The organism is Ignavibacteriota bacterium (assembly GCA_016708125.1).
GTDB lineage: Bacteria > Bacteroidota > Ignavibacteria > Ignavibacteriales > Melioribacteraceae.
In genome coordinates this window covers 1334824-1351399 of record JADJGF010000001.1, presented here as the reverse complement: position 1 = coordinate 1351399, position 16576 = coordinate 1334824, and the positions used below count along the sequence as shown (strand labels likewise).

Annotated in this window: 14 protein-coding genes and 2 pseudogenes; 6 read left to right on the top strand and 10 right to left on the bottom strand. The window is 30.1% G+C overall.

Going from position 1 to position 16576, the window contains the following annotated elements:
- Positions 1–27: 27 nt before the first annotated feature.
- Positions 28–1188 carry an acyltransferase family protein gene (locus IPH62_06130; protein MBK7104842.1) on the bottom strand — a complete coding sequence of 387 codons (1161 nt, stop codon included), beginning with the start codon at positions 1186–1188 and terminating at the stop codon, positions 28–30.
- A 184-nt stretch (positions 1189–1372) separates the two neighbouring features.
- Between IPH62_06130 and IPH62_06125 the strand changes: the two genes are divergently transcribed.
- Together IPH62_06125 and IPH62_06120 are read left to right on the top strand one after the other, a co-directional pair.
- Entirely contained in the window at positions 1373–3604 is a 2232-nt protein-coding gene (locus IPH62_06125; GenBank protein ID MBK7104841.1) for a T9SS type A sorting domain-containing protein, read from the top strand.
- 19 nt (positions 3605–3623) lie between these two features.
- A complete protein-coding gene (locus IPH62_06120; GenBank protein MBK7104840.1) occupies positions 3624–5804 on the top strand; it encodes a T9SS type A sorting domain-containing protein in 2181 nt (726 codons plus the stop codon).
- A gap of 64 nt (positions 5805–5868) precedes the next feature.
- Here IPH62_06120 and IPH62_06115 read toward each other — a convergent pair whose 3' ends face one another.
- From IPH62_06115 to IPH62_06085, 7 genes and pseudogenes are all read right to left on the bottom strand, one after another.
- Positions 5869–6288 (bottom strand): OsmC family peroxiredoxin, encoded by a 420-nt coding sequence (locus tag IPH62_06115; GenBank protein ID MBK7104839.1) that lies wholly within the window; start codon positions 6286–6288, stop codon positions 5869–5871.
- Between the two features lie 116 nt (positions 6289–6404).
- Positions 6405–6695 carry a hypothetical protein gene (locus IPH62_06110; protein MBK7104838.1) on the bottom strand — a complete coding sequence of 97 codons (291 nt, stop codon included), beginning with the start codon at positions 6693–6695 and terminating at the stop codon, positions 6405–6407.
- Between the two features lie 12 nt (positions 6696–6707).
- Positions 6708–7154: a DUF2721 domain-containing protein gene (locus tag IPH62_06105; GenBank protein MBK7104837.1), complete on the bottom strand. Its 447-nt coding sequence runs from the start codon at positions 7152–7154 to the stop codon at positions 6708–6710.
- A gap of 200 nt (positions 7155–7354) precedes the next feature.
- A complete protein-coding gene (locus tag IPH62_06100; GenBank protein MBK7104836.1) occupies positions 7355–8617 on the bottom strand; it encodes a methyl-accepting chemotaxis protein in 1263 nt (420 codons plus the stop codon).
- Positions 8618–8659: 42 nt separating this feature from the next.
- Positions 8660–8767 (bottom strand): annotated as a pseudogene (locus IPH62_06095) (HAMP domain-containing protein).
- A complete protein-coding gene (locus IPH62_06090; protein ID MBK7104835.1) occupies positions 8768–9442 on the bottom strand; it encodes a hypothetical protein in 675 nt (224 codons plus the stop codon).
- 249 nt (positions 9443–9691) lie between these two features.
- Entirely contained in the window at positions 9692–10402 is a 711-nt protein-coding gene (locus tag IPH62_06085; protein MBK7104834.1) for a pirin family protein, read from the bottom strand.
- A 154-nt stretch (positions 10403–10556) separates the two neighbouring features.
- Between IPH62_06085 and IPH62_06080 the strand changes: the two genes are divergently transcribed.
- The 4 genes from IPH62_06080 to IPH62_06065 all read left to right on the top strand — a co-directional run bounded on the left by IPH62_06080 (position 10557) and on the right by IPH62_06065 (position 14832).
- The gene (locus tag IPH62_06080; GenBank protein ID MBK7104833.1) at positions 10557–11609 is read left to right on the top strand and encodes a beta-lactamase family protein; all 1053 of its coding nucleotides are present in this window, start codon (positions 10557–10559) and stop codon (positions 11607–11609) included.
- 159 nt (positions 11610–11768) lie between these two features.
- The gene (locus IPH62_06075; GenBank protein MBK7104832.1) at positions 11769–13022 is read left to right on the top strand and encodes a thermonuclease family protein; all 1254 of its coding nucleotides are present in this window, start codon (positions 11769–11771) and stop codon (positions 13020–13022) included.
- Entirely contained in the window at positions 13015–13719 is a 705-nt protein-coding gene (locus IPH62_06070; protein ID MBK7104831.1) for an MjaI family restriction endonuclease, read from the top strand. The genes IPH62_06075 and IPH62_06070 overlap by 8 nt, the downstream gene beginning before the upstream one ends.
- Positions 13720–13767: 48 nt before the next feature.
- Positions 13768–14832, top strand: a complete 1065-nt coding sequence (locus IPH62_06065; protein ID MBK7104830.1) for a family 43 glycosylhydrolase — start codon at positions 13768–13770, stop codon at positions 14830–14832.
- A 91-nt stretch (positions 14833–14923) separates the two neighbouring features.
- Here the strand turns inward: IPH62_06065 and IPH62_06060 are convergent.
- Positions 14924–16044 (bottom strand): annotated as a pseudogene (locus IPH62_06060) (Gfo/Idh/MocA family oxidoreductase).
- A 126-nt stretch (positions 16045–16170) separates the two neighbouring features.
- Positions 16171–16422 (bottom strand): GlsB/YeaQ/YmgE family stress response membrane protein, encoded by a 252-nt coding sequence (locus IPH62_06055; GenBank protein ID MBK7104829.1) that lies wholly within the window; start codon positions 16420–16422, stop codon positions 16171–16173.
- Positions 16423–16576: the final 154 nt, after the last annotated feature.

The following is a 16576-nucleotide window of genomic DNA, read 5'->3' as shown; positions in this document are numbered from 1 at the left end:
TAAACGAATTTTCCCCAAAAAATAATTTTACGTTTTTGATTTCATACCAAACAACAATCGCATCAAATTAAATCTTCTTATAAACAATTCGAAAAAAAGAAAACTTCCGACAAAAGTAATTAATAATATTGTTGTAAATTTTACGGCAATATTCCAATCCAAATTAATAATATAATAACAGAAGATAATCATAATTGTTTGATGCAAAATATAAAGCGGATAAACAGATTCGTTTGCATATGTTAAAATTTTACTTGGTTTGTTCAATAAAAATTTTCCGTAACCAAGTAATGTAAAAATCCAAGAGGGAATTAGAATCCATTTTAGTAAACCATATAAAATTTCAAAGAAAATTGTATCTTCGTTCATTATTTCAAAAGTTGGACCCCAGACAAAAATCAATAAAAATAAAATTGTGATAATAGAAATAATTAGAGATTTTTTTCTATTCGCAATAATTACTTCCCACAAACCTGAAAAAGAAGAAATAAAAAAGCCAAAGATAAAAAGAGTGAACGAAATGCTGTGATTATACCAATCATCAAAAAATCCATGTGTTGTAGGAAAAATTCCAGCTAATGAATAATAAAATGTTAAAAGTGGAATAGTTAATAAATAAATTGTGTTTGGATGTTTTGTGAAAAAAACATTTACTTTTTCTTTTAGTCGATTTGATTTTTCACTTCTTAAAAATAAAAATATTGGAAGTGCAATTACTGAATAAACAAAAATATAAAGTACATACCATAAGTGATGCCAGCTTAAACTTCCGCCTTTTGGATAAGGAATAAAATCGTAAACGGTTTTCCAGAATTCAAAATAATTTGCAAATTGAATTTCGTTCGAAATTCTTTCATAATAAATTTGCGGTGGAACAATTACCAACATTCCGAATATTAAAGGTATTAATAATCTTTTTGATCGCTCAATTAAAATTCCTTTTGCGGTTCTTTTTCCCATTGAATAAAAAATCACCATTCCGGAAATAGTAAATAATAATGGTAATCGCCATTGATTGAAAAACGCCATCCAAGTTTCAAACCATTCCAGAGTTGGATTATTTTTTATGTGAAAATCCCACGGTACGAAAATCATTCCCACGTGATAAAAAATCAAAATGTAGAATGCAATTACACGGAGCCAATCTAAATAGTATTTTCTTTCGGAGGTTTTTGAATGATTATTCATACTTAATTTTCCAGATGATTATAATAAAATTACTATGAAAAATATTCGTTTAAACGAATATAATTCGCATAAATTAGTTTGATTAAATTAATTATTCTGTTTTTTTTACATATAATAAATTAAATATGTGGCATATCGATTGTATGATAATTAAAATAAATTTATTTATTCCCGTGGAGGAAAAATGAAAAGAATGATTCTCTATTTAAGTTTGATATTTTTTAGTCTCGCGCTCCAAAATTCTCAAGCGTATAATTATGTAAATTTTCAAGCAAGGCAGCCAAACGGCTATAATTATTGGAACATTTTGGAATTTAATGAATTTGAAACCACCGTTGTTGTTGATGGATTATTTTATGAAACAACTTTAACAATGAAAGTCAGATTGGGTAATTATCTTGAATATTGGAATAATACAAAAGTTTATCCGCCGGCTGGTAATTATGAATTTATCTGGAATTTTAGTTTACCGGAAAAATCCGTAATAACTGATTGTAAAATGTGGGATGATTCAAAGAACGAATTTACTTCAGCTCAAATGATTGATTTATCCACAGCTGAAGAAAATTATGACGAGCAAAATACATCCAAACAACAGTTATTAATGAGGGAATATCGAAACAGAAATTATAATGGAACATTAGATAATTTTTTAGAATTGAAAATTACCCCTGTTGATAGTAAGCAGTACAAAAAAATACAGATTAAATTTTTAACTCCTTGTGAAATGTTTTGGGATGTAAGGAGATTTAATATTTTAACAAGAAATTTTTATCAACCATATCAAAGTTGGAACAACGTAAATTATATTTTTACTAATAATGATAAGCCCGCAGTATTTAAAATAATTGATAAAAACAATCCCAATGAAAAACCAAAAAATATAATTAATATTGATGCAAATTGGCAAAAATCCGGTGATTATTGGCAGTGGCAAGTTGGTCCCAATTTAGATTATTACCAATGGAATGAAAATGCTTTGCTTCGTGTTCCCATGGAAATTATAAATGGGGAATATTTAAAAACTTTTGATGACGGCAAAAATAAATTTTATCAGACTTCTATCTTGCCGCAAATAACAAATGATGACAGATCTTCAAGAAATGTAATTATTGCAATTGATCTCGCTAATGGGAATTATAATTCAGTTCTTGATAATCTTAAATACCCAATACAATTTGGGTTAACGGAGAAAGATTCAGTACTTTTTATTGTTAGCGATTTTAATCCCAAATGGCTTGGTGATAATTTCCAAATGAAAACAAATGAATTGATTGAGCAGAAAATTAATGAAGTTAAATCGTATGATCCAAAATTAAATACGCTTCCATTTATGTTAAGAGCGGCTGTAAATAAATTTAACCAGATTGATAAAGCCGGAGAAATTTGGTTAATTTCAGATGATGCAACTCATGCTGAAACTGCTTCCGAAGCAATGGAAATAGTTGATCAAACATTATTTTCCGCAAATAATGATATAATATTTAGAATTATGGATGTTGCGAATGGTTATAATGGAAACTATATCAACAATAAAGACTATAGAGGTAATCAATATCTTTATGAAAATTTATTTCGTTTAACAGAAGGAACATACAAACTTATTTGGGATTATCAAGATTATGATTGGGCAGATGTTGGTTTTGATGTCTTTGCGCCGGTTATTGGAGTTGTAGAAATTGATCCAATTCCGCAAAACGGATTTAGTTATTCCAGAGTTGATTTAAATAACGGAAGAAAAAGTTTTAATATGATGTCTCGATATTTTCAAATTGGATTGTACGATGGCGACATTCCTTTTGATATTTTATATAACGGATATTTTGGAGAAGAACTTTATCGTAAAAGTTTTAAAGTTGAAGAAACGGAAATTAAAAATGAATTTGATCATTTTGCAAAAACTTATTGGTATTCGCATTATATAAGAGAAAATCTTCTTGAGCAGCCGCAGACTTATGAAACTATTAAATATATTGAAAAACTTGCGGTTGAAAATAATATTATAACTCCTTACAGCGGATTTTTACTTCCGGGAGTAAATAATTATATAGGATTCAAAGCATTAACTCTTGATGATACTCTTACAGTGCCGGATTCTATTTCTACATCGGTTGAAGAAATTCCAGAAGTTCCGAATTCATATTCATTATCAGCTTATCCAAATCCATTTAATCCAACAACAACAATAAATATTGAAATGTCTAACCAAGCCGATAAAAATTTTACGGTTGAGATATTTAACATTTTGGGACAAAAAGTAAAATCATATGAATTCAATAATAATGTAAGCACCGTTAAACAAATTGTATGGAATGGTAAAAACGAATATGGAGAAGATGTTAGTTCGGGCACATATTTAGTTAGATATGTATCCAATCAACATATTCAAACAATGAAACTTCTTTTAATTCGTTAATTAAATTTTGAGGAAAAAAATGAAAAAGTTAATTTTAATATATATTCTGTTTTGGTTTTCCGTTACGATAGCAAGTGAATATTCTGTTTATGAAGCTAATTATCCGAATGTTAAAGACTATAATGTCAACATTCATGATGCAACAATAAAAGTTGTTCCGCGCGGTAATTTTATTGAGTTAAATATTTATATGACAGTCTCTTATGGATTTGACAGTTGGTTTTTCAAAAATTATAATGAACTGGAATTTCTATGGAAGTTTTCACTTCCGGAATATGCAATTATGACAGACTACAAACTCTGGATTACAGAAGACTCAACAGTTTCAGCAACAGTAATGGATAAATGGACAGCGGAATTAATGTTTAGTGATGTAAGCACGCCTTTTAGACATCCCGGATTATTGACACAATCCGAAGCAACAAGAGACGGAAAAGTAAATTATGAACTCAAAATATTTCCAATTAAGAAAGATGAAAAAAGGAAATTTAAAATTCAGTATTTGGTTCCGGGAAGACCTTCGGCAAATTCTTTAAGAGCTTGGCTTCCAACAACGGAAATTATAGCAAAGAAAACAACTAAAAATGTTAAAGATATAGACATTATCTATAATTATAATTCTAATCCCTTAGAACCAAAAGTAGTTGGTGCGGATATTTTAAGTAAAACTCATTCGGTATTGGATTCAACATGGAATTTAAAAATTCCGGTAAAGTATGATCAATTTATTGAATTTGTTATTCCATCACCAATAGAAGACAATATTTATCTAAGTTCGTATCAACACAATAATGAAAATTATTATCACTTAGCTGTTTATCCGCCGCAAACTCCCAAAATAAAAGAAAACAGAAAAATTTTAGTTTGTGTTGATCTAAATATTTATAATACAAAAAATTTTGATGGAGAATATCTTTTAACCTATTTAAAAGAAACCATTTCTCAATCAATGGATGAAAATGATTCGATAAATATAATGATTGCGTATGATGATATTGAAATTGCATCCGATAATTGGACGAGCTGCTCGGAAGCAAATCTGGATACGCTTTTTGCCAAAGTGATGAAAAGGTCGTTTCCGACATACAGTTATTTTCAGCCGTTAATGAGTAAGGCTGCGGAGTTTATAAACAAATCATCTGGAAATCCCGAAGTTGTAGTTTTCTCAAACACTGATGAAATAAATTTAGGAGTTAATGATAAAGAAGCTTTAGCTGGTGAAATTTTAGCAATGTTTAAAAATCAATCAAAGTTGCATTTTGTTGATTTGGATAATGTAAATTCATTGGTTTACAACTATAATTATAATACGGGAAACGGTTATTACGAAACTCAATTGCAATCTTTCTACGGAAAAATGAGTAATGAAACAGCCGGTAATTTGTATTATTTGCGTTATCACGATATCAAAACAATTTTAAATGCATTCTTTTATGAAAAAATTAGTCACTTTGAAAGTGTTGAAGTACAAATGACATTTCAAAATGGTTATTCTTACAGTAAACACTTAATGAATGAAAACGAAGGATATTATCCACTTAATTTTCCAATTATGCAGGTAGGTAAATTTACTGGTGATTTTCCAATTCAAGTAAAAATAATTGGCAAAAAACAAATGGAAAGTATTGATACAACATTCGTACTTAGCGAAAGTGATCTAACAATTGGTAATGAAAAAATTGTTACTTCGTGGTTTGGCGAGAATATTAATGAATTACTTAATTTTTCATATGATCCGCTTACAATCAACAGTATTATAGATATGAGCGTTGAACATAATATTCTTACTCCATACACTGGATTTATTGTAATAGATGAAAGTTTAATAAATAATACAAATAATGAAAATAATGAGTCTGAAGATGAAGAATACAAAGAAGACGATGGCGACGTAACCGATATTACTGATAATATTAATAACATTTATGCCTTAGAACTTTCAGCTTATCCAAATCCTTTTAATAGTACGGTAACTTTAAAAGTTACAATTCCGGAATCAGATAATTATACTTTAATTATTTATAATATTTTAGGTCAAAAAGTTAAAGAAATTGATCTTTCGTCATTATCAAGTGGAGTACATTATTTACATTGGAATGGTGTTTCGGATGACAATCAAAAAGTAGCATCGGGATTATATATTGCAGTTCTTCACGGTATGAATAAAACTCAAATTGTAAAATTACAGCTTGTTGAATAGAAAATTTATATAAAAGTAGAGACGTATCCGTTAGCTAACGGATTTTACGTCTCTACAAAAATATTTAAGAGATTAATTTTGCGTTTAGAATAATTTCAGTTCCCGCAAATAATCTGGAAATAGGACAATTAGCTTTTGCTTCTTTTGCCAATTGATTAAAATCTTCTTCACTCAAACCGGGAACAACTGCTTCAGAATCTAAAATAATTGAAGTAATTTTTGGACCGTTATCTTGTCCCAACTCAACCGTTGCTTTTGTTTCAATGCTGGTTGGTGTTATTCCTTTTTTAGAAATTAACGCCGATAAAAACATAGAAAAACATCCGGCATTTGCTGCGCCAACTAATTCTTCCGGACTTGTTTCGGGACCGTCTTCAAATCTTGATCTAAAATTAAAAGGTCCATCGTATCCGGTAAAATTCATTTTTCCGTAACCATCTTTTAATGTTCCTTCCCATTTTGCTTTCGCATAATGTTTGCCCATTTGTACAGCTCCTTTCGTAATAAATTAAAAAATTATAATAAATATATGAAAAATAACTAAACGACGTGTTATCTTTTGATTAAATATTATTTCATTTAAAAAATGAAATCCAATTATTAATGTTTTGCAACCTTTGCCTTTCTAATTGTAATTTCATCCCAAACTTTTCCGGTTACATAAACTTCTTTATCAAGCCAATTTTTTCTTAAAACTTCTTCATTTTCATAATCACAAAAAATAACAGAACCGTTCATATTTCCATTTTCATCAAGCAAAGCAGAAGCAAAAAGCCAAGTCCCGTTTTCAAACATTTGTGCTGCAAATTTTAAATGTTCTTCTCGAACCGCCAATCTTCTTTCTAACGCTTTCTCGTCTTTATAATCATGAGCAAAAACTACAAACTGCATCTTAATTCCTTTTTAAATGTGATCTTTAATTTCGTATTCAAGGGCTTTTAAAGTTAAGTTTACATCAGCAAATAAAAATATTGCAGATAAAATAATTCCAGCAATACTCAAAATAAAAAATGTAATTCCCAACGCTTCCAAATTAACTTGGAATAAATTCATAATTAATAAAATTGGAATAATTAAACTGCTGCTCAAAATGCTGAATGAAATTGATCCGATTGAATATTTTAAAATGTAACTTCGCTTAACTAAAATTCTAAGCTGAAGTTTTTTATTTTCAATTTCTAATTCGGTGAGATTTCCTTTTTCAATTTCGGCAACCAATCCGCGCGATCTATCAATTGTTCTTGCCAAACGATTCGTTAACGAAAGTAAAATTAATCCAACGCCGGAAATTAATACAAGCGGAGAAATCGATGATTGAAAAAATTCCACAAGAGATTTTGTAAGTTCCATAATTCCAAATAATTTTTAAATTTGATGTGTAAAGATAAGTAATACCGAAAAACTTTATTTACTAAAATAATTTTGATTTGAAAATTTAGATGTTGTTAGACAAGTAAAATACTTTTAGTCTATTTAACAAAATTAAATTGACTAAAAGTATCAAATTAAATAATTGGCAAAATTTTACAGATTTATATCATAATATTTTCTCAAACAGCTATTTGTTGCCGAACATTTTTTTTATAACTATAATAATCAACATTATCATTACTCAATTTAAATTTACCAACCATATTTTGCAATTGTTCGGTTAATTGATTTAGATCATTTGTAGCACCGGCAACTTGTTGAATACCAATTGCAGATTCTTGCGATACAGAATTAATAGACTCAAGACTTCGGCTGATTTGCTCAACTGTTGTAGATTGCTCTTCGCTGGTAACAGCAACTTGAGATGAAATTTCCAAAACTTTATCAGAAGAATTTACAATCTCCCGCATAGATTCTCCAGCTTTAACTACCTCGCTCATTCCTTTTGCAACTTCATCGTTTCCCATTTTAATAGCATCAACTGCATTATTACTATCTGTTTGAATTTTATTAACCATTTCTGCAATTTCCTTTGTGGCAACCGTTGTTCTTTCAGCTAACTTTCTAACTTCATCAGCAACAACAGCAAAACCTCTTCCATGTTCACCGGCTCGCGCAGCTTCAATAGCAGCATTAAGAGCAAGTAAGTTTGTCTGGTCAGCAATATCATTTATTACCTGCACAATTTGTCCAATTTGTTCACTGCTGCTTCCCAATTGAAGAATAATATTTGACGCTTGTTTTACAACTTTTTCGATATTCTGCATTCCTAAAATAGTTGTTTCAATTACAGATTGACCGTTTGTTGCAAGGCTTTTTGATTCTTTTGCAGCTTCATTAGTTTTTACTACATTTCTTGTTGTTTCAGAAATTGTTGCAGCCATTTCTTCCATTGCGGTAGCAACTTCGGTAGTTTGACTGCTTTGTTCTTCAGCACCAGCAGCCATTTCTTCAGTACTTGATGAAATTTGAGTTGCTGCACTTGCCGTTGCGTGTATTGCTTCGGTTAGTTGGTTTAACAAAGAATTAAATGAATCAGACAATGAATTAATACTATTTTTAATAATTTGATGATCTCCTTCATAATTACCAACAACTTTAAAAGTTAAATCGCCATTTGCCATTACTTTAAGAACATTTGATCCTTCTTGAATTGGCTTTAATACTTCATCTAATATTGAATTAATTCCGATCACTAATTCATTCCAAGCACCATCAAATTTTGAAGCATCTCCTCTTTTGTTTAATTGTCCTTTTTTTGCATCATTTACTAATTTCTTTAATTCATTTAAAAGATTTTCAATAGTTTCAACTTCTTGATTAAATGCTATTGATAATTCATCTTTTTCGGAAGCAAGTTCAACCCTTTTCAAATTTCCCATTGCAATTTCTTTTGCGGCTAAAATCTTTTCTTTTTGAGTAGCAATTAATTGATTAAATCCTTGAGCTAATTCACCAATTTCATCTTTGGATTTGTGTTTAATTACAACATTTACATTACCTTCCGAAATTGATTTTGCGGCGGAAGCAATTTATGCTATTGGATTTGATATTTTTTTGAAGATAATTGAAACAATAAAGAACACTACAATTAAAGTTATTAAACCAGTAGCTACCAAACCAATTGTTCTTGCTTCTATTATTTCATTTGCTTCTTTTTCTAATGTACTATTATTAATTACAGATTGATTAACTACTTTATCAATAAAGATTCTATGAAGATTATATTTTTCCTTCATTTCTGTGTCTAATAAAATTCTTGCGGCATCTAAGCTTCCACTCAAAACTAATGGAATAAAATTTTTATCACGGAGATCAAAAAAATCTTCTGCCGGTGAATATGATTCTTTAACCATATTTTCTTTCATTTCCCCATCAGCGAGATTTTCTAACCAAAAATTATGTCTAGTATTATATTCTTCTCTTAACGATTTAGACTTTTCAATTAATTTGTCCAATTCTGTTTTATTTGGCTCATCGAGCATTTGAAAAGTATTAAGATAAGATTCAACTATATAATTTGGCGGGGGAAGAATATCAGCAATTAAATCCTTTCCCAGTATAATCTGGTTATACATTTCACCATTTACCCGCAGTTTTTCTAATGTTAAATAAGAAACTGTTCCAAGTGAAATCATACCAATTGCAAAAAGTGAGATTATTAAACTTAATTTTGATGTAAGTTTAATATTTGTTAGCCATTTCATTGTTTACCCCCTTGAAGATGATTTTCAAAAATAATAAATTGCCGAAAGTTGTTAGAGGAAGAAAACAATTGCAGGAAATTATGAAGAAGCAAGAGATCTCTAACCCTAAAAATTTTAGGCACTGAAAATCCCCCATTTAATTTACATTATCGGATATTGTGTTTCATAATTGAGGATTGAAACAAAAAACAAAAATAAATGTTATTTATGGTGATGTGAATGAAGATTATATGAAGAAAATGAAATAAATTATTTCATCGGAATTTCAATTAGCAAAAATTTGGAATCTTCTTCTGCTGAAATTTCAAAACTTTCTATTTCCCAAATTCCCAAAGCATCTCTGCGATTTAAAGTTTCATCAGAAATCTTAATTTTTCCTTCAATATTAAAAATGTAAACACCATTATTTTCATTATGAATTTTGTAGGAAATAGTTTTGCCTTTTTCAAAATCTCCCAAATTAAAATATGCATCTTGATTAAGCCAAAGTAAGTTGGCATTTTTATCCGGCGACACAATTGTTTGAAGTTTATTTTTTCTTTCACTTGGATCAAAATATTTTTGATCATAACGTGGCGTGTGTCCGCTTCTATTTGGAAAAACCCAAATCTGCAAAAGTTCAACATTTTCAGAATCGGAAGCGTTAAATTCGGAATGAGTTATTCCCGTTCCCGCCGACATAACTTGAACTTCGTTTGGTTTTATATTTTCTTGATGTCCCATGCTGTCTTTGTGAGCCAAACTTCCATTTAACGGAATTGTAACAATTTCCATATTATCGTGCGGATGTTTACCAAAACCTTCTGCAGGCGCAACCCAATCATCATTTAAAACTCGCAATTTTCCAAAATGTAATTTTTGAGGCGAATACCAATTTGCAAAACTGAACGAGTGATAAGTTTTTAACCAACCATGATCAAAATATCCGCGCTCATTTGCCGGATGAAATATCTTATTCATAACTTCTTTTAAATAAATAATTTAGTGTTCGGAATTATATAAAACTTTTTAATAAAATTAAATGGATAAAATATCCCATAATATTATTTTAACTCCAAATTTGGTTTTAATTGCAAAATAGAAGAGTTTTACAAAACAAATTTTACTTTAGAAAATGAAAAAAATACCAATCATACTTTTACTTCAAATATTTATAATTTCTTGCGGAACAATTTCCATGGAAAATAAAATTGATAATATTTTTTCTGAATTTCAGAAAGAATTGACGCCGGGAGTTTCCGTTTCGGTTTTGAAAGATGAAAATTTAATTTATGAAAAATGTTTTGGTTTTGCGGATTTGGAAAATAAAATCTTAATTGAACCAAAAACAAATTTCAGATTAGCTTCAATTACAAAACAGTTTACGGCTTTTTCTATTTTACTTTTGGAAAATGATAGAAAACTTTCCTTTTCGGATTCGCTCACAAAATTCTTCCCGGAATTTCCGAAATATGGAAATAAAATTTCCATCAAAAATATTTTGCAGCACACTTCCGGAATTTTAGATTACGAAGATTTTGTGAATGATGATTCAATTCAAGTTAAAGATAAAGATGTTTTGCAAATTTTGATGAAACAAGATTCTACATACTTTGAGCCGGGAAAAGAGCACAGATATTCAAATTCCGGTTATGCAGTTTTAGCATTAATTGTTGAAAAACTTTCCGGAAAAACTTTTGCAGAGTTTTTGAATGAAAGAATTTTCAAACCGTTAAAAATGAATAATTCAATTGCATACGAAAAAGGAATTTCGGAAATTCCCAATCGTGCTTTCGGTTATGTGAAAACGGATACTGGATTTGAATTTTCGGATCAAAGTTCAACAAGTGCAGTTTTGGGCGATGGCGGAATTTATTCATCAACAATTGATTTGCTTAAATGGAATGAAGAAGTTGAAAATCCCACACTTATACCAAAAGAAAAATATGTACAATCTTTTGTGAAAGGAAAAAATAATAAAGGTGAAGAATTTGATTATGGTTTTGGCTGGAGATTGGATCCTTATAAAAATTATGAAAGAATTTATCACACCGGAAGCACATGCGGATTTTCAAATATTTATATGAAAATACCGGAATTGAATTTAACGGTTATTGTACTTATGAATATTAGAGATTACGATGCAAAAAATTATGCAGAAAAAATAGCAGATTTGTTTATTGACTAATTTTTTGCTTTTATTCTAAGTAGTTTCACTTTTTGAATCGTTATTGATAACAGCGGAAAGACCATGTTGTTTTGAAAATATGAGAAAAAGTTGGATATTTTGTGTAACTTTGCATAAATGAAAACACATCATAAAATTGTAAATGGTGACAGCAGATTAATGACGGAATTGCCCGACAATTCGGTACATTTGGCTATTACTTCACCTCCATATTGGCAGCTCAAAGACTACGGAACTGATAACCAAATCGGGTTTCATGACACTTACGAAAATTACATTAACAACCTAAATTTAGTTTGGAAAGAGTGTTACCGAGCCCTTCACAATGGATGTAGATTGTGTGTAAATATTGGCGATCAATTTGCCCGCTCTGTGTATTACGGACGTTATAAAGTCATCCCTATCCGTGAAGAGATTATCAAATTCTGTGAAATCATTGGTTTTGACTATATGGGTGCAATCATATGGCAAAAAGTTACTACTTCCAATACCACTGGCGGTGGCGTTCAAATGGGTTCGTATCCATATCCGAGAAATGGCATTTTAAAATTAGATTATGAGTTTGTTCTTGTTTTCAAAAAATTGGGCGATGCACCAAAACCAACGAAAGAACAGAAAGAACTTTCCAAAATGACAGCAGAAGAATGGAATACTTATTTTGCAGGGCATTGGAATTTTGCAGGTGCAAGGCAAAACGGACACATTGCAATGTTTCCCGATGAATTACCAAAACGATTAATCAAAATGTTTTCATTTATTGGCGAAACAATACTTGATCCATTTATGGGAAGTGGAACAACAGCACTGGCTTCAAAAAATCTGGGCAGAAATTCGGTTGGTTACGAAATCAATCCTGAATTTGTTCAAATCATAAAAGAAAAATTGGAAGTTCATCAAAACGATTTAAACGGAACAACATATGATTTCTCTGAACAAAAACCAATCAAAACAGATTTTGTAAAAAAGATAAAAACACAACCTTACATTTTCAGAGACCCACATACACTTGATAAAAAAATTGATATAAAGAAATTACAATTTGGTTCTAAGATTGATAAAGACAGTTCCACCAAACGAGACGAACTTTTTACGGTTAAAGAAGTCATTAGCCCAGAAAAAATTCGTTTAAGCAACGACTTAACAATAAAACTTATTGGAATCAAGGAAAACCCTATTATAAATGGAAAAGCGACAAAATTTATAGTTGAAAGAACAAAAGGGAAACGAGTTTTCCTAAAATACGACAATGTAAAATACGATAGCGAAAACAATTTACTTTGCTATCTCTATTTAGAAAACAAAACATTTATCAATGCTCATTTGGTTAAAAACGGTTTGGTTCAAGTGGACAGCAACATTGATTTTAAGTACAAAGACAAATTTTTAAACCTACTTTTAGAACAAAATGGCTAAGGAACACATATCTGGTTCGGAAGGATATAATCTAAAATTCAAACGAGAAACACTTTTAAACTACGGTATGAACCGTTGGGGTTTAAACAAAGCTCATAGTGTTGGAACTACATCCGAATTGATTAGAACATGCGCTCCTTCAAAATATGAAGAATGGGAACAGTTTTATTTTAATCAAGCAAAACAGAAGAAAAAAGACGGTCTCAAAATTACAAGAGAATATATCACAAGTCTTGGTCAAACTCTTTATGTCAAACTTTCAGAAATTGTTCAACATGAACTTGAACAGATTTCAGAAGAAGAATGTATTGATTATGCATATAATTTAGTTCTTAACCGCACCTATGAAGGCTATCGCACAGAAATAGACACAATTTACGGACAACTTGAAGGTGCAATCGGGTACAAAATTGAGCCGGCACCTGATATTTGGGATAGAACTTACGGTGTAGATTTTTTCGTAAAAATAAATGTTAAAAACATTGGTATTCAGATAAAACCAATCGCATCGGGACAAGCACTTAACCAATATCAATGGATTGAAATGCACAGAAAAAATCACGAACGATTTGAAAAAGAATTTGGTGGAAAAGTATTTTTTGTATTTTCTACTAAAAGTTCAAGCGGAACAAAAAAAATATACAACATCGAAGTAATTGAACAAATCCTTGACGAAATAAAGAGGCTGATTAAATAATACCATACCGTAAACAAATGTAAGAATCATTTATCATCCTAAAAACTTATGAAAGAACTAATTTCTTTTTTTCTAACTATTTTATTACAGATTTCGATTTTTGCGCAAGAAAATTTAACAGAAAATATTTCTAATAAATATTCCGGAAACCCAATAATTAAAGGCTGGTATGCTGATCCCGAAGCAGAAATATTTGAAAATAAATTTTGGATTTTCCCAACTTTTTCTGATGAATTTGAAGGAAATTATACTCCATCAAATTTAACTACAGAGCAAATCGAGTTACAGAAAAACACAATAAATCCGCAATATTTAAAACAAACATTTCTTGATGCTTTTTCTTCAGAAGATTTAATTACTTGGAAAAAACATTCACACATTTTGGATGTTGAAAATATTTCATGGGCGGCATATTCAATTTGGGCTCCATCAATATTTTATGCAAATAGAAAATATTATCTTTTCTTCAGCGCAAATGATATTCAGAATGATAATCAGCTTGGTGGAATTGGCGTTGCCGTAAGTGAAAAACCGGAAGGACCATATTTTGATGCAATTGGAAAACCTCTAATCAATAAATTTTATAACGGTGCTCAACCAATTGACCAATTTGTTTTTAGAGATGATGACAACACAATTTACATGTATTACGGCGGATGGAAACATTGCAATGTAGTTAAACTTAATAATGAATTAATACCTTTTAACAATGGAGAAATTTTTAAAGAAATTACTCCGGAAAATTATGTTGAAGGCTCTTTCTTATTTAAGCGAAATGGTAAATATTATTTTATGTGGTCTGAAGGCGGCTGGACTGGTCCCGATTATAGTGTGGCTTATGCAATCGGAGATTCGCCGATTGGTCCATTTAAAAGAATAGGAAAAATTTTACAGCAAGATTCAACAATTGCAACGGGAGCGGGACATCATTCATGTTTTGAAATTCCCAATACAAATGAATGGTATATTTCATATCATCGCAGACCATTAAATACTACAAATGGAAATCATAGAGAAGTTTGTATTGACAGAATGTACTTTGATGAAAATGGATTTATCTTACCAATTAAAATGACGTTTGAAGGAGTTGAAAAAAGAGTAATTAAAAATTAGATTTGATTAATTTTTTTCTTCAAAAAATTATTCATGAAAATCATAATAGATCAGTAAAATCTGCGTTCTATTCATTTTAAGATTTTTAAACTTATAACATAATTTTAGAATTAGTTTTAATAGATTCTTCAATTGCGTTAATAATTCTTACGTCTTTTAATCCTTCTTCGCCAGTAACTTTTAAAGGTTTATTATCTCTAAACGAAATTGCCATTTCATCCATTTGAATAGCTTGCTGATTTTTCTCGGTAAACTGAATTGGTCCTTTTGAACTAATTCCTTTTATTCCCCTATAAGAAGAAAATGGATTTAAACCAAACCAGCCATTTCTTGCTTGAACATAAAGATTAGAGACTCCCAATCCAAAACTTCCCATACAATTTGCAATTAATCCGCTTGGAAATAAAAGTTGGAAAGTAACGGTTTCATCAATTTCGGTTAATTCATTTGGTCTGGAATTATAACTTTGAGCAGTTACAGAAACGGGTTCTTCGCCGGTTACATATCTTGCCGCATTCAATGAATAAACTCCAATATCTTGCATTGCACCGCCGCCCATTGCTTTTTTGCCCGCCATGCATTTGTGTTTCCCATATAAAATCCGGCACCGGCATTTATTGTAACCAAATTTCCAAATTCTTTTTCTCTCGCCATTCTTATAATTTCAATTGTATGCTGTTCGTATTGCATTCTGTAACCAATTGATAGTCCGACATTATTTTCTTTGCACGCATTAATCATTGTTTGACATTCTTTTACATCCATTGCCATTGGCTTTTCGCAGATAACATGTTTGCCGGCTTTTGCTGCACGGATTGTAAACTCGGCGTGCATTGAATTCGGCAGAACCACATATACAATTTTTATTTCATCGTTATTAATTATGTTATCAAAATTTTCATAATTGTAAATATTGTTTTGCGGAATATTATATTTCTTCGACCATTCATCAGCTTTGGAAGGAGTTCCGGTAACAATTCCGGCAAGATAACATTCATTAGTTTCTTGAAGTGCCGGAGCTAAATTATTTTTACTGTAATTCCCAAGTCCGACAAGTGCAATTCCCATTTTATTATTTTTATCATCAAGAAAATTTTTACTTCTAAATAGTGGTGAAGTAAAACCTAATGAAATTGCACCGGCTCCAAGAGAAACTTTTTTGATAAAATCTCTTCTTGAATTATTAAAGGAATTTGAATTTTGGGAATTCATAATTTATCTCCATTCAATTAAAACTTATTTAAAAATAAGAATTGTTTTATTAAACTAAAGAGATAATTAAGGAAATATTAAAAGAAAAAAATGAGAGCATACAAAAATTATATACTCTCAAATTATTTATTTTGATTTAAATTTTCGATAAATGAAAAGTAAAATAATTGAACCGGCAATTGCCATTGCGAAACTTCTGAAATCAAATCCGGAAATATCTCCCAATCCTAAAAAAGATCCAATAAAACCGCCGACGAAAGCTCCGGCAACTCCAATTAAAATTGTAATTATCATACCGCCGGGATCTTTACCAGGCATAATTAATTTAGCAACTGCTCCGGCTATCAATCCAAAAACTATCCATGATAAAATTCCCATAATTTATTTCCTTTATTTTGTTTGAAATTGAGAATTACTTTAAAACCTAATTATAAGATTATAATGTTTTATCCAAAAATCAAGTTAAACATAGAAACTTTTACAAATTATAAAATTGAAAATGAAAAGTTTTTTATATTTCACTTATTAATGT

What these genes read in the sequence shown, in the direction of transcription:
- IPH62_06130 (MBK7104842.1), bottom strand. Translation starts at nt 1,188, where the DNA reads ATGAATAATCATTCAAAAACCTCCGAAAGAAAATACTATTTAGATTGG.
- IPH62_06125 (MBK7104841.1), top strand. Translation starts at nt 1,373, where the DNA reads ATGAAAAGAATGATTCTCTATTTAAGTTTGATATTTTTTAGTCTCGCG.
- IPH62_06120 (MBK7104840.1), top strand. Translation starts at nt 3,624, where the DNA reads ATGAAAAAGTTAATTTTAATATATATTCTGTTTTGGTTTTCCGTTACG.
- IPH62_06115 (MBK7104839.1), bottom strand. Translation starts at nt 6,288, where the DNA reads ATGGGCAAACATTATGCGAAAGCAAAATGGGAAGGAACATTAAAAGAT.
- IPH62_06110 (MBK7104838.1), bottom strand. Translation starts at nt 6,695, where the DNA reads ATGCAGTTTGTAGTTTTTGCTCATGATTATAAAGACGAGAAAGCGTTA.
- IPH62_06105 (MBK7104837.1), bottom strand. Translation starts at nt 7,154, where the DNA reads ATGGAACTTACAAAATCTCTTGTGGAATTTTTTCAATCATCGATTTCT.
- IPH62_06100 (MBK7104836.1), bottom strand. Translation starts at nt 8,617, where the DNA reads ATGGGAAATTTGAAAAGGGTTGAACTTGCTTCCGAAAAAGATGAATTA.
- IPH62_06090 (MBK7104835.1), bottom strand. Translation starts at nt 9,442, where the DNA reads ATGAAATGGCTAACAAATATTAAACTTACATCAAAATTAAGTTTAATA.
- IPH62_06085 (MBK7104834.1), bottom strand. Translation starts at nt 10,402, where the DNA reads ATGAATAAGATATTTCATCCGGCAAATGAGCGCGGATATTTTGATCAT.
- IPH62_06080 (MBK7104833.1), top strand. Translation starts at nt 10,557, where the DNA reads ATGAAAAAAATACCAATCATACTTTTACTTCAAATATTTATAATTTCT.
- IPH62_06075 (MBK7104832.1), top strand. Translation starts at nt 11,769, where the DNA reads ATGACGGAATTGCCCGACAATTCGGTACATTTGGCTATTACTTCACCT.
- IPH62_06070 (MBK7104831.1), top strand. Translation starts at nt 13,015, where the DNA reads ATGGCTAAGGAACACATATCTGGTTCGGAAGGATATAATCTAAAATTC.
- IPH62_06065 (MBK7104830.1), top strand. Translation starts at nt 13,768, where the DNA reads ATGAAAGAACTAATTTCTTTTTTTCTAACTATTTTATTACAGATTTCG.
- IPH62_06055 (MBK7104829.1), bottom strand. Translation starts at nt 16,422, where the DNA reads ATGGGAATTTTATCATGGATAGTTTTTGGATTGATAGCCGGAGCAGTT.